Source organism: Bradyrhizobium sp. 25ACV (genome assembly GCF_054863005.1).
The window spans coordinates 438,305-458,688 of record NZ_JAVAYO010000002.1 but is presented as its reverse complement, the minus strand read 5'-3'; the positions used below and the strand labels follow the sequence as shown (position 1 = coordinate 458,688).

Sequence of the window (20,384 nt, the reverse complement as noted above, 5' to 3'; positions counted from 1 at the left end):
ACGCTCATAGCCGAGTGAAGTCGGGCGCACGCTTTTCGAGGAACGCGTTCACTCCCTCTGCCTTCTCCAAGGAGCGGAATACGATATCGCTGGCCTTCATCGATCGCATAATTCCCTCCTCCTCGGTTAGGTCAAACGAAAGGCCGATGATATCCTTGCAATGCATCAGGGCTTTGCGCGGGTAGGTTGTAAGCTTTGCTGCAATCTCATGCGCCACCGCCAGGCCACGACCGTCCGGCACGACACGGTTTACAAGTCCCCAATTCAACGCGGCTGTCGCCGTAATCGGCTCGCCGAGAAACATCATCTCCTTGGCCCGCGCCTCGCCAATGCGTCTTGTGACCCGGATTGCGCCAGCACTGCCAGGAAACACGCCAAGCCTAATCTCCGGCAATGCCAGCCGAGTGCGCTCCTCGGCTACGATCAGATCGCAGCAGACTGCGATCTCCAACCCTCCGCCGTACGTAACTCCTGCAATTGCAGCTATGGTTGGTTTGGGAAAATGATGCAGTCGGGAAAATGTCTCATTCTGTAGCCTCAGCTTGTTCTCCACAATCTCGTTCGGAGCGAGATCATGGGCAAATTCCGTGATGTCGGAGCCGGCGCAGAATGCGCGATCGCCCGCGCCCGTGATAACAACGACCCTAACGGATTCATCGTACTCAATCGCGTCGAGGGCTTTGCTCAGGGCTATCGTTAAGGGCCTTGTCACGAGGTTCAAGGGCGGATTCTGAAGCACGAGCGTCGCAATGCCACGCTCCACCCGGCAGCGAACCGGCACTGCTACTTGTTCGAGCTCACCGTGGGTTCCCTTTGGAGTTATCCTGGCCGTCATATGCCGGTATCCTGATCGTACTCCGCAGCAGTCGAGCTGGATCCAGTCAAGACCGCCTGTCCTATGAGTACATCGTTGTCGGCGCCAAGTTGAGGTCCCGCAGCCGACGCTGGGCGTTTCCCATCAACCTTAATCGGATTCGAAAGGACGCGCAGCTTGGGATTCAATGGATGTGCAATTTCGCAGAGCATTCCTGTCTGCGCGAGAAAGGGATTGGTCAGCGCTTGCTCCATATCATAAACTGGAGCAACAGGAACAAGCCCCGACATCCGATTCAGCCAATGTGCAGTATCATTGTGCCTAAACTCAGCGTCCAGGATTGCCGTCAGTTCGGTACGGTTCTTGAAACGAGCCGCAGCTGTGGCAAACCGTTTGTCATCGGCAAGGTTCGACCTCTCAAGTACGCGAAGAAGATTCAGCCAGAACTTTTCGGTCATGCACATGACGAAGATCCAGCCGTCGCGTGTGGGAAAGGTTTGAACCGGCGCGATTGAGAAATGGGCACTTCGTGGTTGCCTTCCCGTCACATGACGATTGTTAAGGAACCATGTGGCAGCGTAGCTCATCTGATGGATGGCAACATCAAGGAGACAGGTATCGACATCGCATCCAACGCCGGTCCGGCGAGCGCGAAGCACGCAGCTGAGAAGCCCGACCACACCCGTTAACCCCGTCATGTAATCTATGATGGACGGCCCGAATTTCGTGGGAGGACCGTCTGGCTCCCCGGTCACACTCATCAATCCGGCCTCCGCCTGCATCAGAAAATCATAACCGGGCCACGTTTTGCGGTCATTGTCGCGGCCATATGCGGATATGTGCAAGCAGACTACGGCTGGATTCTCGCTCTTCAGCGAAGCGTAATCCAGCCTGAGCTTTTCAGGCTGGTCGCCCCTTAGATTGTTAACGACGGCATCAGCGCCGGCCACCAAGCGATTGAAAGCGTCACGTCCTTCCTCTGACTTCAGATCGAGAGCAACACTGCGTTTGTTGAGATTCCAGCTCTGGAAATATTCACTGTCCGCATCGCCAAGCAGGAATGGGCCGGTATAGCGACCGGGATCACCACCCGTGGTGATGTTCTCAATCTTGATAACTTCAGCACCCAGATCTGCCAGGAACATCGTTCCGTAAGGCCCCGCGCCGAATTGTTCGACCGCGAGGACACGAATACCGGCTAAAGGCTCCGCCTGTTCGATGTGATCAGCCTGTGTGTCTCGGACCGGCGTCAAGTTGGTTCATCCTTAATCAACTGGGACTTGTTAGATCGCGCGAACATCCTGGACAATTTCGCACCGGCTGTTTGGGCAGTATTCGGCCTACTGCACGACAATCCCGCTTCCTCCAAGACTGGAGTCGCAGAGTGTTCAAGCAATAATGCTCCAACGTGCGCTCCATGGGCCTCTCGGGACATTAGACCTGCCCAAGGGTCCGGATCGTGCATTTTTTGGGACGGATCCGCAGCATTGCCGCGTTCTGTCGCGCACGGCGCGCGGGAAAGCGGCGAAATGCCGGGCGGCACGATCGCCGCAAGCTGCATCATCCTACCAATCGCACACTGATTGTAACGGCTGCTGGTCCCGCCAGCCGAGCGCGCCGGACGACAAGCGCAAGGTGAGTACCCACGAAGCAGTCAATGGCGTTGTCGTCTGAGGAACGGGCGATAGTTTCTAGCGCTGGTTAGGACTTGGGCGAATCCCAATTTCCCTGATGCGCTACACATCGATTCGCACGTTCGGCGGATCACCGCGTCCTATAATGCGCTAGCTTGGCGCCAAAGACGATCGCAAGGATCGGGACCGAAAAAGATGTGAAGCGCAGCGGCCATGTCGCGCACATTCCGACAAACAAACTCGCGGTGTGGCAAAGCGATGCGTTCTGATTGTGGGCCGCCGGAAATATGCCCGCGGGACGGGTTCTGGCCGAGAGGGCCGAGACAGGGGCGGCGGGGCGCGACGTGAGCCGTCGCTGCCATGTGCATAGGACTGATGCCGGTGGCCACCGCTGCTGCTTCAGAACGGAATGTTAGTTTAACTTATACGGCCTCCAACAGATATCACTCGCTATGGCGCAATCGAGAACTCACTTCGATCCTCACCTCATCTCGACGAGATTCGTGGCAAAGCGAGCCTGCGGACGATACGCGATGCAAGGGCCGACGCAGGACCACCAAATCGTAGCGGCGCCATACTTGACGCCGCCGATCCGGTTCAAAGCGACCGACCCACGCCATATTCTTGCAGTCGCCGCGCCCCGGTTTGATCGGGGTTCGAGGCGTCCACTTAGCGAAATGTCCGCGCACCCCACGAGGACGAACTGCGTACGCACTATCGCACCTCGGGTTCTCAGTGTGATTAGCAGGCGGTGAATCCTGTCGCCGATCGTGTTGTGAATGCGGTATTTGAGCGCCAAAGAGGCCAGAATGCAGAAACTGATGCGGTGCTTTGGCTAGGGTAAGATGTTCAATCTGGGTTTCGCATTCCTACGGCGGATGTTCATAACGTGCGCCGAATAAGCATCTACCAACGGAGCTGCTGCGCGAAGGACTCGAGATGATGACATGCCTATACTGGGTGCTTGGTTCGGGCAACACGCCTGCATCGCGCATGAAGAATCAAATCGTCTCTCGGCGAGATCACTTTCCGCATGGAACGGCGATCCGCGGAAAAGAGGGCATCGACTGAGCTGGAAGTGTTGCGAGCGACACGAGACTCTGAGAAGGATTAGGTGGATTGACCAGATTGGCCGATACAGTTGCCACGCCCGAACCTGACGGATATACGCCGACGATCCGTGCCGAGATCGAAGACGGGATTGGTTGGATAATTTTCGCAAATCCGAGGCGACGGAATGCCGTAACCCACACAATGTGGCGGCAGATTCCCCTCGCGGTTGCCGACCTGCAAGAAGACCCAGACGTGAAGGTAATCGCTCTCCGGGGCGAAGGTGAGGTCTCGTTCGCATCGGGAGCCGATATCAGTGAATTCGGTTCAAAACGGTCAACACCCGAGCAACTCGCAGACTACGACCAGCTCACGACCATGGCGAGCGGCTCGATTATCAAATGCACCAAACCGACTGTCGCAGTAATCCGCAGATGGTGTATCGGCGGTGGCCTCGCTATCGCGCTCTGCTGCGATCTTCGTCTTGCAACAGACGACAGCCGCTTCGCTATTCCCGCTGCCAAGTTGGGACTGGGCTATCGCTACGGCGGGGTGAAGACGCTCGTCGACATCGTCGGGCCGGCCAACGCACGCGAGATATTCTACACCGCTCGACAGTACCCTGCGGATGAGGCGCGAGCACTCGGCATCATCAATCGAGCGTTTCCCGTCGACGACTTTGAAGCTGAGGCGCGTGCCTACTTGAAGGAGATCGCGCGGAACGCACCTCTAACCATCTATGCGGCCGGGCTCTCTATCGACGCAGCGCTAAAGGATCCTATTGACAGGTCGCTCGAAGCGGTCGATTCGGCCACACGTGCCTGCTTTGAGAGTGCGGATTATGTAGAAGGGCGAGCCGCCTTTGCTGAGAAACGCCAGCCCGTCTTCCGCGGCCGGTGACGTCCGGAATATGCGGTCGAGCCGATCATTGACCAGGCATTAGCCTGGGCCGTGTGGACTCTTGGGATTCTCAAATCAGAGGGAACGTCTCGCGCTTGAAGGCTGAAAATCAGGCTATCGGGCGGTCGCGCGGCGGCTCCATCCGGCTGTCCGCTGCTTGGGCTGTCCGGTGCGTTTCTTCCTGACGGCAGGCCAGGCCCCCGATGCGCCGCAGGGCGAGCCCCTCGTCGAGGAGCTCGCAGGGCCGATCGTCATGGCGGATGCAGCCTGCTCTGGTTAAGGTAACTATCCACACAGCTAGGGCTGCCTTCGGTTGAGCAAGACGATAGCCGAACCCAGGTCGACGATGAGGAAATGTCTGGCGAGCTTGTCGTAACGCGTTGCGATAGCAAGAACGTGTTTGAGTTTATTGAAGAAGCGTTCGACGAGGTCGCGCTCGCAGTAGAGGACGAAATCGAATGGCAACGGAATTGCCTGCGGGAATGGGAAAGGATGACCGGGGTGATTCGCCTGCCGGCGAGTGTGTTGATGAACGCATCGGCGTCGCAGGGCTTGTAGCCAATCAATGCCTGCGGATCGGAGTATCAAGCAACGGGCTCTGTGCAGACGAGATCGTTGGCTTGTCCTGGCGAAAGCATCAACTCCACAGGATCGCCCGACGCATCGACGAGCGCGTGACCCTTGGTCCTCAATCCGGCACGCGACCGGCCGATCGCTTCCGCACCGTTTTTTTAGCACGCACTGTGTCGATGGGAGCGCACGATCGTGGCGTCGATCATCAATTATCATCACTCGCCAACAGCTCGAAAATGCACTCGAAAACCCGGCTCTTGGCCCACAGGTTGAAGAGTTGAATAGACCTCCAGTTCCTGAAATACTCCGACGGATCGCGCCAAGGGATATCCGCAGTATCGGTACAGCACCGCATCGACGTACAAGCGATTTCGGCCGAGTGCCGGCGACATGCCCCCGCGTCCGGGTGGAAACTCCTTGATCCGGGTCCCACTGGTCGTCGCGTAGTGCGATGCGGGATGGGCCGTCCCTCCAAAGCCGGCCTCCCAGAATGACTCAGTTGCCGATTTTCGAATCCCTAGCTGAAGACAGGCACTAAACCAGATAAGAACCACTGTCCGTCACGGCGATCTTCTGCGCACGACCGATGTGAGAGCGCCTGTTAGATCAGCAGCAGTTAAGTCAATCGCCATCCATGCACATGAAGCAATCACTCGCTCGCTGGACGCAGCTCGCAACCCGTGGAGATGCAACCTATCGTTCCTCAGAAACACCGCGAAGCTGGCTGCCACTGCAATATTCCGCATACCGAGCTGCGAGCTTTGCCCGATTAGCTCGGCACGGCTTCAGAAGTTTGGCCGGTTGGTCAGTGCTCTGGGGAAAAGGCTCATCTGCGCGATGTGCTTCGGTCCCCTCAAACGACGTTCTTACGACGTAGATCGTCGACCTCTTCGCGCACATATCCAAGCTCGCTAAGTATCTCGACTGTGTGCTCGCCTCTGTCGGGCGCCGCTGCAAAAAGCTGCGCCGGGGTTCGACTCAAGGTAATTGGCTGCGAAATCACCGGGATTGACAACCCGGTCGATGACTTGACCGTCTGCACAACACGCAGGTGCTTGACTTGTACGTCCTCGATCATTTCTGGGATCGTGTATACTGGACCTGCTGGGATGCCAACCGAGTTAAGTAGCCCCACCCAATGCTGTACATTACGTCTTTCGAATATTGCTTGTAGCTCCCTATTGAGCTCAAGACGATTACAGACGCGCGCCTGACTAGACCGGAACTTTTCGTCTTTGATCCACTCTTCGCGCTCAATTGCCCTGCAAAGCGCCTCCCATTGTCCACTACCAGAAACCCCAATATTGAATAGACCATCGTTGCCGCGAAACGTGCCCATCGGCGCCGCGGTCGGATGATCATTACCAGCCGGCTTTGGTACATCTCCCTCAACAAGATATCTTGCGGCCTGAAAGTCAAGCATAGCGATCTGGGAATGCAGCAAGCTCGCATGTACCCACTGTCCCCTGCCCGACCTCTCACGTTCGAAGAGGGCTGTAAAAATCCCGAGAGCCGCGTAAAGGCCGGTACTGGAGTCGGCCACAGCGATACCCGCTCGGAGAGGCCCACTCTCGGGCGTTCCCGTCACCGACATCAGCCCGCTCATTCCTTGAATTATCTGATCAAATCCGGGGCGTTTTGCGTACGGGCCATCCTGTCCGTAACCCGATATGCTAGCTAGAATGATTCTTGGATTGAGGCGGCTAAGTGTCTCATAATCGACGCCGAGGCGCACCTTAACATCCGGCCTCCAGTTCTCCACGACAACGTCGCTCGTCTTCACGAGTTCATGCAGTATCTCAATGCCTTCCGGCGTCTTGAGATTGAGAGATAGCCCACGTTTGTTGCGGTTCAGATTCTGGAAATCTCCGCCGCCCCTCTTGTCAGCAAACATCGTGTCGTTCGGATCGACCCCGGGGGGCGGTTCAACCCGGATTACGTCGGCCCCAAAGTCCGCGAGCATCCGTACACATGTTGGACCGGCGCGGACGCGGGATAGATCGAGCACGCGAATGCCGGAAAGCGCACTGGGCACCTGATTCACAGTTTCTCTCCTTGCGCCCGCCGAAATGGGCTGCACGCTCGCCTCACATCGGCTAGCGCGCTACTAATGACGTGCGGGGAAGAACCGCCGATGGTGGTTCGCAGGCAGGATGATACGAGAGTGTAAGAGTCGATTTTCCCCAATTTGTGCCTCACCCTTGCTCATTTGCCGCGGCGGGCCGCATGTTTTCGAAACATAACGCCCAGTAACACACGTCTGGCTAAGTAGGGGCCGTCACGTCGCCCACTACGGATGAGATCTGCGAAAAAACACGCTTCGGTGCGCGTTTCGTTCCGTCGGGAGGGAGCTTGGCGGCGCTGTCCGGCTCCCTCTGAACAGCACTCTACACTCGGATGTTAGATCTGAATTATCTCCCTTGGCGACCGCGTCAATACTGCTGCACCGGCGCCAGTAACGCGAATTGACTCGCTGAAGACATAGCCGAAATCCTCATCGATCCAGTTGCCTAGCATCAAATAGAAGGTCATGTTCTGTTTCAGCTCTGTCATGTCGCCATCCGCGAGGCTCGCCGTAGGCTCCATCCAATCGATACCAATGGCGTAGCCACAGCGAGACTCCTTTTTGAAGCCGTGCTTTTCGAGCGTACGATAGAACGCGTTGGCAACATCGCTGCAGGTGCGTCCGGGCCGAGCCGCGTTCAGCGCGGCATCCATGCCGGAAACTTCTGCTTCATGGAGACGACGTAGACGATCCGAAGGCACGCCAATTGAGAAAGTACGCATGATCGGGGCAACGTAGTTGTGGCGGTGACCACTAAGTTCGATATTGATCTGTGAACCCTGGCGGAAGACGTCCTCGCTCCACAGAATGTGAGGCGTACTCGTGCGTGGGGACGAACACATCAGGAATGGTTTCAGATTCGTCCCCGGCGGTCCGCCTTTGGGGCCGCGAATTTGTGCGGCCGTGATCTCGGCTACGGCATCAGCTTCGCGCACACCAGGGCGGATGATTTCTCTCGCACGAGCGATTGCCGCATCCGCGATGGCGGCAGCCTCCCGCATTACTGCTATCTCAAGATCGGACTTGATTCCCCGGATCCAGTCTATGGCTTTGGTGCAATCGACGATCTTAGCGTCCCCGCAATCGCCTTCTGAACTTCTCTGCCGCCGGTGCCGACAGGTTACCCAGCTCGAACCCCAAGCCATGGCTAGCGAGACCGAGTTCATGGATAACGTCAATCACCGCGTCGAACCCGTTCTTGTCAGGTTTGCCGATGAGCGTTTCGGGGTATCCAATCACCTTCCCGCGATCGAGGAACGTGTGATGAATGCAGCCCGGCGCGTCCATGCCACGGACGACCAATGTGGGCTCCTCTGCGTGAATCGAAACCACCCACCAGCCCGTGCAAAGAATGCATTCGGGTTACATTCCCCGTAAGATACGTAATATTTGCCCAACTCGTCACAATAAGCGCATCGACATCGCGTCGCGCCAGCTCTGATTTCACTGCGGCGAGCCTGCGCAGGTATTCTGCTCGGTTCATTTCACTGCACCAGGTGAACTCCGACTTCGCCTGGAGATTTGGTGGCTCACGCACGCCAGTCCGCCTTCCGCCATCGGCCCGCGAAGGAGAGCGTACGAAGGATTTGATCCCTTGCGTTGATCACAATGGAATGGGCAACGTCGAATTGCCTATCGCTTATCCCGAACGGCGATACCGCAACGCCGTCAAGAAGATAAATCTGACTTGAGTCTTCTCCGCAAAATGGCAGATCACACTCAATATGGTACGACCTTCTCACGCCTAAACAACAGCGGTGTGCCATGGTGTTCGACCACGCATCGACGCACGCGCGGCTGCGGCGGAGCGCATGGACTCTTCCAACCGCATATTGCTGCGTTCCGCAATACTTAGACTTGCTCTCAGCCGACGGACGCCAATAGCAGCCGGCAGATGGACGTGATGTCGTAGATGGGCAGCCCTGTGATGCGGCGAATCGCTGGCGCAACGAACGGAAATGCGCCGCACTCGAACACGACCGCTGCAATCTCCGGATGCGCGACGCGCAGTCGCGTAGCGCAGGCGGCGAGATCGGCCTCGATCGCAGCGACATCGAACGGCGCCGGAGGGCGCTTCCGCTCGTCATGCCAGAACTTTCCGCCTTCGATGCCACCCACGACGATCCTGGCCCGCTCGATCGGATCATTGATCCCGAGCAGATCGTCGCCCAGACAACTTGAGTCATAGGTCAGAACGGCAATCTTGGTCGGTGGCTGCAGCTGGCGGAGCAACATCGGGAGCAATAGGAGACTCGACATCGCCACGGGCACATTCACCGATGCGGCCACCGCCGCCTGATAGCGGATGGAGAAGCCACACGTCGAGCTTATCGCGACGGCGCCTCGCTCAACCAGACGCCGGGCAGCTGCCACGTAAGCCGGCTCGAGGGTCGGATCACCGCGGACGATGTTCGGCACCCAAGCCCCCGAGACCGTTTCCGAGACGATGGGGAAGTCAAAGGTGGCTGGATTTCGTATCGAGCCGGGTATGGGCGATGGCGCCTCGCCTGGCGAAAGTCCGCGCTCGAGGCACAAAACTCCGAGAGCACGTGGGGCCTGCAGCGTCATTCCAAGCTCCGACTAAAATCGAGCATCGAAATATGCTAAATCAGGTTTGCCGACGAATTCCATTGATAACGGCACTTCCAGCGCAGTAATTCCCATTATACGAGGTTACGCGCATGTCACGCAGGCGATCGCGAGGTTCGGACTTACTTGGGAACGCGCCACCACACGACGCGATCCTCCGATCTGTGGTAGCCGCCCGGGCCGATGCGCGTCTGGTCTGAGATCAGCGGCCGGAACTGCAGCGGGAAGCTCTTCTGTGACACCCGACCACAGTCGTAATCCTGACTCGTCCGACAGGACCATCGAAACGCGCCCGCCAGAAACGTCCTCGGTCACTCGCGCGCCCTCAGACGTCGCAGATAGATCCGCAGTCGTCGCCGCGCCGAGGGACAATAACGATATCGCCACTTTAAATTTGGTCATCGTTCGAGTAGCAGACTTCTGCCATTCCATGAGGAAGCTAGGGCCGCGTCTTACCGCTCAAATTTCGGCAGGTCGGCAGCAGCAGTGATCGGCATTGGCCTGGAAAAGTAGCTCAGCACCAAGCCCTGATCCAGTAAGCATAGCGGATGTCTGGCGCGGTAGGGAAACCTCTGTTGGCGACGAGCGACGTCGCGTCATCCGACCACGATCGCCGGAGCGCGGCTGTTCGCCCACAAAGCGCGAGACATCCGCCGCCACTGCCTGCTCGATCCGGGATGCGGATGACTTTACCGCGCTTTGGCGGCCAACTTGTCGAGTTGCGACAGAGCTTCGTCGAGCGAGTTTTTTTCTCCGCCTGGGTCATAGAGCGCGAACTCATCGGCGACTTTTGCGCCTAAGGCGTCTTCGAATGCCTCCCGGTTAGCGCGCTCGGTATAGTTCTGCTGCTCATCTGTACCAATATTCGATTGGAAAATGCCGGCGGCGCTGACTGGGAGGAAATCCTCGTACACGATCGGATCAAAACGCAAATGGCCACGCATCAGGAGTTCTTCGAGCGAAGGCAAGACCTTGTTCCGGCCGGCGGCGGCCAAGCCTTCAGCCGTCGGCGAACAGCGGAAATAGGTGAGCCGCTGGTCCCGCAGTTCCGCCCAAGCGTCAGGAAAAGCTCGGAATCGTTCCGCCAATTTGCTCTCGTACTCACCGGCATGAGAGCCGATCGCGTCTACCTGGACATCGCTCCGGACCGAAGCCAGCAATTCGTCATAGAGCTTGCGCCCCTTTGGGGTGAGCGCAATGCCGCGCTGCTCGATCTCGCCGAAGCGGGCGGTGTGAACGAACTCGACCTTATCGCTGTCTCCGGCCCTGAATTCTGTTCGCTCTTGAAGCGCCTTGAAACTGGTCTGTCGAAGCAGAATGGGCCACTTACGACGAGGTGGCCCCTCGATGACTGAGGTGTAATGCCGCGTTGCGGCAGCATGGCCTGGACGGCGTCGATATCGAGGGTGCGCGGCGTCAGGTGGTTGATGTGCGGACCGCGAAAACTGACCACGTCGGCGATGAGACGGTGAGCATTGTGCAGCTTGGTGTAGGTTTCGAGCGTCACTGTAGCGTCGCTATACCAGCGAAAGGTCTCCAGTACTTCACGCACGAACTCCTCGGCTTGCGTCTGATGGAGACCGCCATCAGATTCGAGCACGTCGCGAGTTCGAGGACGCGAGAGGTGAAGATCCGCCGCTCCGACAAGATGCGCGCCGCTGCTTCGCGAAGCGCCGCATCCTCGATGAGCTCGAGGCGAAGAAGTGACGTGAAAACGCGGAATGCATTGTGGCGCAACGACTCGTCGGTGACGGGACGGAACACGGTGGAATGCACCGGTACGCCAGCGACGGAAAGATCGTAGTATCCGACCGGATGCATGCCGAGCACCGCGAAGACGCGGCGGATGTTGAACAGCTCTTCCGGCGTGCCGAGCCGGATGGCACCATGGCGTTCAACGCCGAGGCGGCCAATCTCGTCATTGCGGCGCAAACTCTGCTCCAGTTCCGGATCGTTCGCGAGTGTCTGGGCGTTCACGTCGGCGACGAGTTCGACGAGCACCATATTGCGGCACCTCTGCCCGATACATGTGTGACATCGCATGCGAGAACAGAAACCGAATCTCGTCCGGGTGGACTTTCGACGACTAAATTCCGAGGGGGTTTACTTGAGCATGCAAACTCATCGAGACTTCCTGATATATCGCGCGGGACGAAGGCGGCCTCTGGCGAAACAACGCTTGCGCTATGATGGGCGGTGGGGATGCCGCTTGATATCGATATTTGTGCAACAGTCTATTCTCAATCAGAATGACACCCCCTGCTAAAGTGCGTTGACGTCATTGAAAGGAAGGCGGATTGAAGCGCTGCGATTCGCTTGGCGTCCTCCTCTGAAACTCGCGCCGAGCGACCACCTGCAAGATCATGAAAGATCGGAATGACAAGCTGGGCGCGCGACGGTTTGTCCCATCGGTTGCCTTATTGACCGCATTCGAGGCAGCGGCCCGCAATGGCAGTGTCACGGAGGCGGCGAAGGAGCTCGCATTGACGCAAACTGCGGTCAGCCGGCAGATAAAGATGCTGGAACGGCAACTCGGGGTTGAATTGTTTCACCGCGAGCGCCAGACCATCCGTCTGTAAATCGGAATGGTGGGCGATTTCATTTCGGAATCGTGGGCGATTTCGAGCGGAATCAGCAAGCTTTCAATGTTCAGACATGACGGCTCAACATTGCCAATTTTATGCACCCTATCTGCCAACAAAGCAGCAATACTGCCGCCCCGGCGCAAAAAAAGGCGCGACCTTGAACACAGTGAAAATCTAATGTCGTCAAAACCGATGGCCCTAAAAATCTAAAGTCGCGGCATCCTCATTATCCCTTGCGACGGCGACGACCGTGGACCCATCAGTGAAGTCTGCGAACGCGCGACTGAGCGAGAACATGGTGACGGGTTCAGACGGTGAGACTGTCTCTCGATCTGGTCATGCTACGGACGATGGGGCCAGGCCGGCGCTGTCCGCGCCTCATCTTGCAGCACAGCGCCGCCTCCGGCCTCTTCGGCCACTACTCGGGCTCATTCCTTGTTTTGTGGGAGGAGGTCCTTGCGTCGCGCGCGAGCGCCTCGAAGCGTGTCCGCCGCGACATGTTTAAGTTGATGCGGGCGAGATCAGTTCTCGTAGATGTCGCAATTGATCGAGGCAGGCACTTCGAGACCAGTCGCGCCACGAACCATGCCAAACCGACATTTGGGGTCGATGGCATGACACCACAATTGCGCTGACGAAAATGCTGGCCGCAGCCACCATCAGCACAGCCACTTGTCGGTGCCGGTCGCGTAGCCTCCTCGCCTCAGCGCCGCGCCGGCGCTTGAGTCATGTTGGCGGGTTACCCAGTCGGCCTGCCCGCAATACTGACGGAGGGGAGAGCATCGCCGATGCGGCGGAGCCGCACGCGCCAAACAGGAGCGCGAAGGAAGAAACTTAGGGGAGCTGGATCTCTTCCCGCGCGTTTGTTTCCGCGTAGAACAAGGGTTACGGCCAGAAATGCAACCCTTTATGTTGATGCCCCCTACAAATCTGCGCGATAGAGCGTGTGGGGTGTCCGGCTGAGAATCTCCGCGCCGCGCTCCGTCACCAAGACGTGCTCACTGGTTCCGACCATGTAACCGCTCTCCCCGAACAGGATAATCGGCATGTGCAACGTCATGCCGACCATAAGGAGATCAGTCGCACCTGGCTCCAGGCTCAGGCTACCGCGGTCCGTCCAATTAACGCCGGTCACGTATCCGGTCCGGTGGCGCCATGCCTGCGGGCGTCCGGATCGCTCAAGCACCTTGCGCCCTGCGGCATCGACCGAACCGGCCGTCACCCCTGGTTTGATCGCTGCAATCACAGCCTCGACTATCTCCTCCGCCAGGGCGTGAACAGATTCGGCCTCAGGATGGCGGCCCAGCACGGCGCTCCGCACCAGCCCTGCGAAGTACCCGTGCTTCGCTGCCCCAAATTCCCCGAACGCGGGCTCGTTGTTTCGGATCCGATTGGACGTGGCGGCGCCGTGCGACAGCTTCGTCCGCTCGCCGAACAGCAAAGTGGGAGTCAATGAAAAGCTACCACCCGCCTTGGTGACCTCGTCCCTCATGGCGGCGGCCACCTCTGCTTCGGCGACGCCTTCGCGCAGCGAAGCGTGAAAGGTATGCACAGCCAGGTCGGTCAAGACCATCATTTCGCGCAGGATCTCCAACTCCAGGTCGCTTTTCACGGCCGCCACAGATCCAACCAGATGAGTTGCATCGACAATCTTCAAATCGGGAAGTTGCGCCTGGAGCGCACTCACATCCGTTGGCGCCAGGTTCCAGCAGCCAAGCTCGAGTCCCACCCTCTTATTCTGCAACCCGTACCGCCGAAGGACATCAGCGCATACCTTGGCAAAGTCCTGCTGTTGGGTGTAGCCGACGATCTCGTCAATGCAGCAGTCCGCGCGTACGGCCGGGATCTCGTACTCCCGGACGACATAGGTCGGCGCCCGCCCCGGCGCGAGGATCAACGGGAACGGTGCGAAGTACGCGCCACGGCCAGTGTATCCGCTGAGATACTGCAGGCGGGCGTGGGCGGTGACCAAGAGCGCATCGAGACCGGCTTTTTCCACTGCCTGAAGCACCTTCTGTTGCCGGCGCTCGTACTCTGATTTCGGGAATGGCACACCAGTAAAAGGAATACTCATACGTTATCTCCACTAGTCGTAGCGTTCGTTTCTTTCGATGTGATCAGGGTGGCTGCTTCTCCCGACGTCAGGGCCTCCATTGCTTGTCGGTGCACCAAGTGTGACCTCCATAGAACCATCTCCTCCCAATCCGGACTTTGCGGATAGAAGTAGAGTTTGGAAGCTTTCCGAATCTTGCGACCGAGTTCAGAATTGATTTCTTCTGGCCGATGCAGGAACAACCAGGCTTCGTTGCGCCCAATATTTTGAGCACGAACATCGTTGGGCGTAAATGTTCCAAACTCGAGGGCGATGTAGGTGTGCCGATCACCCAGGGCACGCTCCCAAAACGCGTCTTGGCATCCGGAAATAATAACGCCAGAGGAGTTCCCGACTTCCGGCGATGTCACGGAGGGACCAAACAGTTTTACGGCGCGTTCATAGCCGTCCAATCCCGACGGCTGCTCACATTGCAGCTCCCCATAGCCGTAAGGGCCGAGCCCGGTGTGATAATCGATAATGACGACCTGATCGCGGCTCGCGACGTCAAAATCCATCGCAATGCGCTCAAGTGTTCGCCTCGCTTCGGTGGGTTCCTTGCCTCCAAACCCCCTGCCGCCAGGCCTCGTATACTGCCCGGACGTCCAAGCCTCCCGCAATTTCTGCGCGCCATGCACCGAGCCATACGCTGCGATCGCAGCGTCGGCGCGCTGCAGGCCTTCCTGTGATATGTCCGCAGGAACAAGATGCTCGTGCAACTCCTCGTAACCCGGATTCGCAGGGAGCGGCTTAGAAAAGTCGACGAAATTCCGATTGAGGTCGCACCCCTCCGCCGTCACTCGGCGATCCCATGCAAAACCGTAGCAATTCAGCGCGTGAATGCAGAGCACAGCTGTCGAGGACGGAAGACCTTCGTGGAATTTGGCTTGCAAGAATGTAAGCTGGGCTGCGGAGCCGCAGTAACCTTCTGGACCGTGGGTGCCAGAGACCAGAACCAAGAGTTTCTTGGCGTCGGGGCGGCCGAAATACGCTGCATCGGTGAAGAGAGCCTCACCGGATGGTCCTTTTGTGCTGGACGGGTATGCTCGCGACTTAGGCGCCGCCTCCAAGAATTTCTGCCGGGCTTCTAGATAGCTGTCAGAAAAGAAAACGGAAGCAAGCTGTTTTGCGCTGTCAAGATTCATTCTACCCCGCTCCTTGCGAACCACTCGGATTCGACATGTTTATGGCCACCGCGGCTCCATCGGCTTTCAATCTTTTCAAGTTCAACTGTCTTTTCCGAGCTTATTTCGAGTATTCGATGCCGAAAAGCTGCGCGAAACTACTGTGCCGCGTGGTTTACGTGCTCCCGACTGGCGCGCGACATCTCGCGCCGGACGGCGAGGCGACCGTCAAGAAGCTCGGCATCGACGAGATCGATGTTATTCGGCTTTAAAGCGCAGCTATAGTTCGTGCCACCATACAGAATCCCGAACCTCGAATGTGACTGCGGCCCCCAAGCGATGCGCAGCTCGTTGCCGGCTAGATTTGGCTTCCTTCGACTCCCCGGTCATTTCGGAAACTGTCGCCGAAGCCATATGGGAATCCTGACCGACGAACGCAGGCTCGATCGCCCCGAAGTCCGCTAACGACCGAACTCAATCAGGCGGGTCTTGTCCGGGTGGAGCGACAGCGCGAATGCCTCAAACCGTTCACGAATCGCATCAAGGAAATGGCGAGCGTCGTCCTCATGCTCGAAGCCGGCTGCCAGATCATCGGCATAGCGCACGATAATCATTTCGCCGTGAGCCTCTTGCGTCGCCAGCGTTCGGCCCAGAGATCGAGCGTGTAGTGCAGGTAAACGTTGGCGTGCAGCGGCGAAATCACCGATCCTTGCCCCGCGCCCCTGTCGTCCACGGTTACGACCCCGTCTTCAAGGATGCCCGCCTTCAGCCATTTCCAGGTTAGGCGGATGATAGGCTTGTCGCCGATACGGTGCTTCAAAAACCGGACCAGCCAGTCCTGGCTCACACTTCCGAAGAAGTTTTGCACGTCGGCGTCAAGTATCCAGTTCACCTTCCGCGAGGTGATCGCTACCGCCAGGGCGTTCAACGCCTCATGTGGCCCCGGCCAGGTGGAAACCCGTAGGAGAAGCCGACGAAGTCGCCTTCATAGATGGCGTTGAGCACCATGACGGTTGCGCCCCGAACGATTTTGTTTTCCAGAGACGCGATCGCCAACGGTCTCTCCCGGCCGTCAGCCTGCGGGATATATGTCCGGCGTGGCGGTTGGGCCGATACGCTCCTCGATGGACCCGACTATGCAGATCCTCAAGCCGAGGCTCCAGGTCCGTCTCGAAATCCTGCCATGTCACACCGTCCACGCCGGGGGGCTGCTTTGCGCTTGAGCGCGTAGAACGCCAATCGGAGCGTGTCAGTGTTGATATGGTGGAGAAGCGCGGTGAACCGCTCTTTCTTCCTAACTTGTGCAGCTTGCCGTACGCGGTCCAGCGCCCTGGGGTCACGCGAGCCCAGGTCTGCGTCCGGTGCGTGCTTTGCTGTCCCGCGCTCCCCTTGGCATCTGGCCACAAGAGATCTCCCGGTTCCCGTACAAGAAGCTTCCGCCATACCAGTGTCTGCGACCATGCCGAAACGACTGAGCGCTCGCGATATCGCACCCTTCGTGTTGCCTTCCGCTCAGGTTGACAGCGTCGGCTCTCGGAAAACATTCTTCGCGGCTCAATGGCTGGCCTATGCGCTCCCCTGCCGACGCTTCGCCGACATCCTCGCGGAGGCCTGCGCACGGCTCGGGGCCGATGTGGATCGCTATTCCTTCATCGTAGTGGAGTTCCACACCTACTCCTTGCCGGTCTCCCGGCGCACCAACTGTAATGCTTGCACTACTTTGGCAGATTTATTTGCGCCGCTGTTTTTCACGGATTCGTCGTTTGCAATATGGGCATGGCTGAGTTGGCGGTCGAAGAATGAGGTCGACGATTGCGTGGCGTATTGCCGGCAAGCTTGGCTGAGGTGGAGGTCCATTGATTCTTTTTTTTCCGCCCCGCTTGTGCGAGACGACGATGCTGGAGGAAGGCGTAAGCGATCATGGTCATGAGTGCGTGACGGTGGAGACCTTGCCAGGATCGCCCCTCGAAGTGATCAAGCCCGAGTTCCTCTTTCAACTGCTGATGCGCCTGTTCGCAGATCCATCGCGCCTTGATCTTGGCAGCCAATGTGCGCAGATCTGTCGCGGCCGGCAGATTGGCGAGATAGTATTTCCTCTCTCCTGAAGTCCTGTGTTCACCGATCAGCCAGGCCTCCTCGCCGGGAAGATGCTGCTGGCCCTTGTCCTTGATACGCTGGGGTGGCCCATCGGCGATCCGCACCCGAACGGCGGCAAAACGGGCTTTCAATCGACCCTTGGTCCCGTTTCGCCAACTCACGTTTTGCCACTTGGCATCGGCGAGCATGTCCTCGGCTGCCCTTGACAGAATGTCCGGGATGTATCGCTTGCGGGGGCGGCCCCGCACCGGCTGCCATCACGTGATCAATCTCAGCCAGAGCGATCTCTGGCTTGGATCGTGGTGTTCGGTATTCGACCGGTACGCCGGCGCGCTTCAAACGTGCCGTATCACTTGTCCAGTTCTCGGGGAGGAAGAGACGCAATGCGAGCATCACTGGCACTTCACCACGCGCAAGCGTCAGCGACACCAGCGTTTGGCAATTCGCCGTTTTGCCGAGACTCGATGCATATTGCGCAGCGACACCAACCGAGCGCTCGCCCTTCTTCGGCATTGCGGTGTCGTCGATGACCAGCACCGCATCGTCGCCGCCGACGAGCCGGTCGGCCTGAATGAGCAGCCTGACTCCAGCGGTGCCGCATCCCAGACGCCGTCGGCGATGAAATGGTGCAACTGATCATAATCGCCCGCTGCAAAGCGCTCCGCGATCGGCTGAATGCTTTTGCGCTCACCAGGACCGATCAATCCCGCAACGTAACGCGGACACATCCGCCGCCGGGCCTTATGACCCAAACGATCCAGGAACGGCTTCAGCCAACGTTCGAGTTCGTCTTCCCAATCCGATGTCGCGTTCCCCATGGTCGGCCCTCCAACAGCCGACCCCCTATGAATCATTGAAAAATCGATTCGGGAATCCTGATAGGCTCACCAGACCGACAAAACTGCCAAAGTAGTGCTAGGGTTCAGACTCAATTGATCCAATAGGCGACGATGGCGGCGAAGTGGACGGCAGCCTGGAAGTTTCTGGCAAGTTTGTCGTAGCGAGTTGCGACACGCCTGAAGTCCTTGAGCCGCCAGAAACAGCGCTCGATAACATTGCGCCCTTTGTAGGCGCGTTTGCTGAAGCTGTGGAGGGTCACTCTGTCGACCAACCATACGCAAGTGGATGTCGTCGATGCTGGCGCGGAAATTAGCGAGGGAAGAGAGCATCCCCACACTCTTCGTAGACTCGCTGCCCCTCAGGGTGGTCGTGAGGTTCAGACTCACTCGGGAACACGTCGCCACACGACACGCCCCAGGCAACCGAGGCCATCTCTCGTCGAGGATCTCTATCGCAGCTGAACCGGCGGCCACACAAGCCGGCGGATCTGCTCGAAAAGCGCGCCTTCCGCCGATTTCCCTCGGCGAATGGATTATCCACGCAGCAATTCACTCCATCGTCCCACCTAATCGGGGACGTCCTGCCGCGCAACGCGGTATAGATCAACGCTTTCGACGCGAGAAGATACGCAACAGGGAGAAGATGATGAAAGTTCTTTGTGCGTGGCATGCGACCGAACACGAAGTTAAATACATCAAGGACGCAATGCCGCGCGGCACAGAAGTTGTGACGATAAAGGGAGAAAGCTTTTCCCGTTTTGAGTGCACCTCCGAAGATCTAGCGCCTCACATTTCCGAAGCAGACGCGATCATCGGCTGGACCATCCCGTATGGAGATATTTTGGAGAGGGCAACTAAGCTGAAGATGCTGTCCTGGATGCACTCCGGCGTGGATGATCTACGCGAGATGGGCGTGCTCGCGCTGGCGAAGCAGCGCGGCTTCAAGATTACTAATGTTCGCGGCGCAAACGCAGTAGCGGTTGCGGAGCAAGCGATGATGTTCGTGCTTGCGCTAGCGAAGAAGACACTCGTTAAGCACGAAGCAGCGCGAGTGAACCACAAGTTCTTTCCTCTATTTGCGGATGAGTATCGTGGGGCCATGCTCAGCGGCCGCACCATCGGGATCATCGGTGTTGGAAGCATCGGAAGCCTTGTCGCCAAGCGTGCAAAGGCATTTGACATGCGGGTTCTCGGCGTACGCCGCCACAAAGACCGATCGGCAGAGCATGTCGATTCTATGCATGGTCCGGACGAATTGCACTCCGTGCTTTCGCAGTGCGATTATGTGGTCTTGGCCGCTCCGAACACAACTGAGACCTACCACTTCTTTGGCGAGGCTGAATTGGCCGCACTAAAGCCGTCCGCCTTCCTGATTAACATCGCCCGGGCAAGGACGGTTCAGGAGAAACCTCTCTACGATGCGTTGACATCCGGTCGATTGCGCGGCTTCGCAGCGGATGTTTGGTGGCGGTACGAATTCGGGCGGACCTTCCCCCCCGCCGGTGGTCCTCGCCTCGAAATGTTGAAGCTTCCGAATGTCACAGCATCCCTTGATCAATCGCACAATGTGGATGGAACGCTGGAACGGTATATTCAGTGGGGGACTGAAAACTTAGTGGAGTTTGCAACGGGAAAGCCGCTGACGCGAGAGGTGAACCTAGAGCTGGGGTACTAAAGTGCTCTGCGCTAAAAAAGCAACGCGGCGGTCTTCGCGTCGCTGACTTCCTGGACGGCGCGCCTTACTGAAGCCAACGGAGCGCCTAGATCACATCGTTGAACAGTTTGGTCTCGCTTGGGGTGCGGCCGCACCGGCTCCGATAGCTGACCGCACGGCTGACGGTGCGGTCAGCACCGAGATGCCACCGCAAGTGGTACGTCTCTGTCCCGCACGCCGACTGATTGTCGCCGCGATCGGCGCCGACGGCTTTGTCTCGCGGCGAAACCACGGGAGGCACGATCGCCTACGACCTCGGGCGCCGCATGGGCTGCTGGTCGCTCATAACAGGAATGGCGCGGCAAACG

At 58.2% G+C, this 20,384-nt stretch carries 15 protein-coding genes and 6 pseudogenes; 6 read left to right on the top strand and 15 right to left on the bottom strand.

Annotated elements, in window-relative coordinates:
• Nucleotides 1-4: 4 nt before the first annotated feature.
• Both RAD04_RS05915 and RAD04_RS05910 read right to left on the bottom strand, forming a co-directional pair.
• Nucleotides 5-835, bottom strand: a complete 831-nt coding sequence (locus tag RAD04_RS05915; RefSeq protein WP_461622993.1) for an enoyl-CoA hydratase/isomerase family protein — start codon at nucleotides 833-835, stop codon at nucleotides 5-7.
• Nucleotides 832-2,067: a CaiB/BaiF CoA transferase family protein gene (locus tag RAD04_RS05910; protein ID WP_461622992.1), complete on the bottom strand. Its 1,236-nt coding sequence runs from the start codon at nucleotides 2,065-2,067 to the stop codon at nucleotides 832-834. The genes RAD04_RS05915 and RAD04_RS05910 overlap by 4 nt, the downstream gene beginning before the upstream one ends.
• Nucleotides 2,068-3,567: 1,500 nt before the next feature.
• Here RAD04_RS05910 and RAD04_RS05905 point away from each other — a divergent pair.
• Together RAD04_RS05905 and RAD04_RS05900 are read left to right on the top strand one after the other, a co-directional pair.
• Nucleotides 3,568-4,398 carry an enoyl-CoA hydratase gene (locus tag RAD04_RS05905; protein WP_461622991.1) on the top strand — a complete coding sequence of 277 codons (831 nt, stop codon included), beginning with the start codon at nucleotides 3,568-3,570 and terminating at the stop codon, nucleotides 4,396-4,398.
• A gap of 101 nt (nucleotides 4,399-4,499) precedes the next feature.
• Nucleotides 4,500-4,666, top strand: a pseudogene (locus RAD04_RS05900) (IS5/IS1182 family transposase); the annotation flags it as partial.
• A gap of 29 nt (nucleotides 4,667-4,695) precedes the next feature.
• Here RAD04_RS05900 and RAD04_RS05895 read toward each other — a convergent pair.
• The 6 genes and pseudogenes from RAD04_RS05895 to hglS form a co-directional block, all read right to left on the bottom strand.
• Nucleotides 4,696-5,460, bottom strand: a pseudogene (locus RAD04_RS05895) (IS5 family transposase).
• A 364-nt stretch (nucleotides 5,461-5,824) separates the two neighbouring features.
• The gene (locus tag RAD04_RS05890) at nucleotides 5,825-7,015 is read right to left on the bottom strand and encodes a CaiB/BaiF CoA transferase family protein (protein ID WP_461622990.1); all 1,191 of its coding nucleotides are present in this window, start codon (nucleotides 7,013-7,015) and stop codon (nucleotides 5,825-5,827) included.
• A 356-nt stretch (nucleotides 7,016-7,371) separates the two neighbouring features.
• Nucleotides 7,372-8,037: a M24 family metallopeptidase gene (locus RAD04_RS05885; RefSeq protein ID WP_461622989.1), complete on the bottom strand. Its 666-nt coding sequence runs from the start codon at nucleotides 8,035-8,037 to the stop codon at nucleotides 7,372-7,374.
• Nucleotides 8,038-8,104: 67 nt separating this feature from the next.
• Nucleotides 8,105-8,338, bottom strand: coding sequence for a hypothetical protein (locus RAD04_RS05880; protein ID WP_461622988.1), 234 nt, complete (start codon nucleotides 8,336-8,338; stop codon nucleotides 8,105-8,107).
• 561 nt (nucleotides 8,339-8,899) lie between these two features.
• Nucleotides 8,900-9,604, bottom strand: a complete 705-nt coding sequence (locus RAD04_RS05875; RefSeq protein ID WP_461622987.1) for an aspartate/glutamate racemase family protein — start codon at nucleotides 9,602-9,604, stop codon at nucleotides 8,900-8,902.
• A 710-nt stretch (nucleotides 9,605-10,314) separates the two neighbouring features.
• A pseudogene (hglS, locus tag RAD04_RS05870) lies at nucleotides 10,315-11,663 on the bottom strand (2-oxoadipate dioxygenase/decarboxylase HglS).
• A 325-nt stretch (nucleotides 11,664-11,988) separates the two neighbouring features.
• Here hglS and RAD04_RS05865 point away from each other — a divergent pair.
• Nucleotides 11,989-12,201 (top strand): annotated as a pseudogene (locus tag RAD04_RS05865) (helix-turn-helix domain-containing protein); the annotation flags it as partial.
• 347 nt (nucleotides 12,202-12,548) lie between these two features.
• Nucleotides 12,549-12,845 carry a hypothetical protein gene (locus RAD04_RS05860; protein ID WP_461622986.1) on the top strand — a complete coding sequence of 99 codons (297 nt, stop codon included), beginning with the start codon at nucleotides 12,549-12,551 and terminating at the stop codon, nucleotides 12,843-12,845.
• A gap of 287 nt (nucleotides 12,846-13,132) precedes the next feature.
• On the opposite strand, the gene RAD04_RS05855 is transcribed toward RAD04_RS05860, so the two are convergent.
• Both RAD04_RS05855 and RAD04_RS05850 read right to left on the bottom strand, forming a co-directional pair.
• Complete coding sequence (locus RAD04_RS05855) at nucleotides 13,133-14,284, bottom strand: M24 family metallopeptidase (protein ID WP_461622985.1); 1,152 nt, start codon at nucleotides 14,282-14,284, stop codon at nucleotides 13,133-13,135.
• Nucleotides 14,281-15,447 (bottom strand): DUF2817 domain-containing protein, encoded by a 1,167-nt coding sequence (locus tag RAD04_RS05850; protein WP_461622984.1) that lies wholly within the window; start codon nucleotides 15,445-15,447, stop codon nucleotides 14,281-14,283. The genes RAD04_RS05855 and RAD04_RS05850 overlap by 4 nt, the downstream gene beginning before the upstream one ends.
• 35 nt (nucleotides 15,448-15,482) lie before the next feature.
• On the opposite strand from RAD04_RS05850, the gene RAD04_RS05845 reads away from it, so the two are divergent.
• Nucleotides 15,483-15,698 carry a hypothetical protein gene (locus RAD04_RS05845; protein ID WP_461622983.1) on the top strand — a complete coding sequence of 72 codons (216 nt, stop codon included), beginning with the start codon at nucleotides 15,483-15,485 and terminating at the stop codon, nucleotides 15,696-15,698.
• Between the two features lie 189 nt (nucleotides 15,699-15,887).
• Here the strand turns inward: RAD04_RS05845 and RAD04_RS05840 are convergent, their stop codons facing one another.
• The 5 genes and pseudogenes from RAD04_RS05840 to RAD04_RS05820 form a co-directional block, all read right to left on the bottom strand.
• Nucleotides 15,888-16,040 carry a hypothetical protein gene (locus RAD04_RS05840; protein ID WP_461622982.1) on the bottom strand — a complete coding sequence of 51 codons (153 nt, stop codon included), beginning with the start codon at nucleotides 16,038-16,040 and terminating at the stop codon, nucleotides 15,888-15,890.
• Nucleotides 16,037-16,354, bottom strand: a complete 318-nt coding sequence (locus RAD04_RS05835) for a reverse transcriptase domain-containing protein (RefSeq protein WP_461622981.1) — start codon at nucleotides 16,352-16,354, stop codon at nucleotides 16,037-16,039. The genes RAD04_RS05840 and RAD04_RS05835 overlap by 4 nt, the downstream gene beginning before the upstream one ends.
• Entirely contained in the window at nucleotides 16,351-16,482 is a 132-nt protein-coding gene (locus RAD04_RS05830; protein ID WP_461622980.1) for a hypothetical protein, read from the bottom strand. Before RAD04_RS05830 ends, RAD04_RS05835 begins: the two co-directional genes overlap by 4 nt.
• A gap of 692 nt (nucleotides 16,483-17,174) precedes the next feature.
• Nucleotides 17,175-18,377: pseudogene (locus RAD04_RS05825) on the bottom strand (IS701 family transposase).
• A 74-nt stretch (nucleotides 18,378-18,451) separates the two neighbouring features.
• Nucleotides 18,452-18,607: pseudogene (locus RAD04_RS05820) on the bottom strand (IS5/IS1182 family transposase); the annotation flags it as partial.
• Between the two features lie 398 nt (nucleotides 18,608-19,005).
• Here RAD04_RS05820 and RAD04_RS05815 point away from each other — a divergent pair.
• On the top strand, nucleotides 19,006-20,037 hold the full coding sequence (locus RAD04_RS05815) for an NAD(P)-dependent oxidoreductase (RefSeq protein ID WP_461622979.1): 1,032 nt from the start codon (nucleotides 19,006-19,008) through the stop codon (nucleotides 20,035-20,037).
• Nucleotides 20,038-20,384 lie beyond the last annotated feature (347 nt).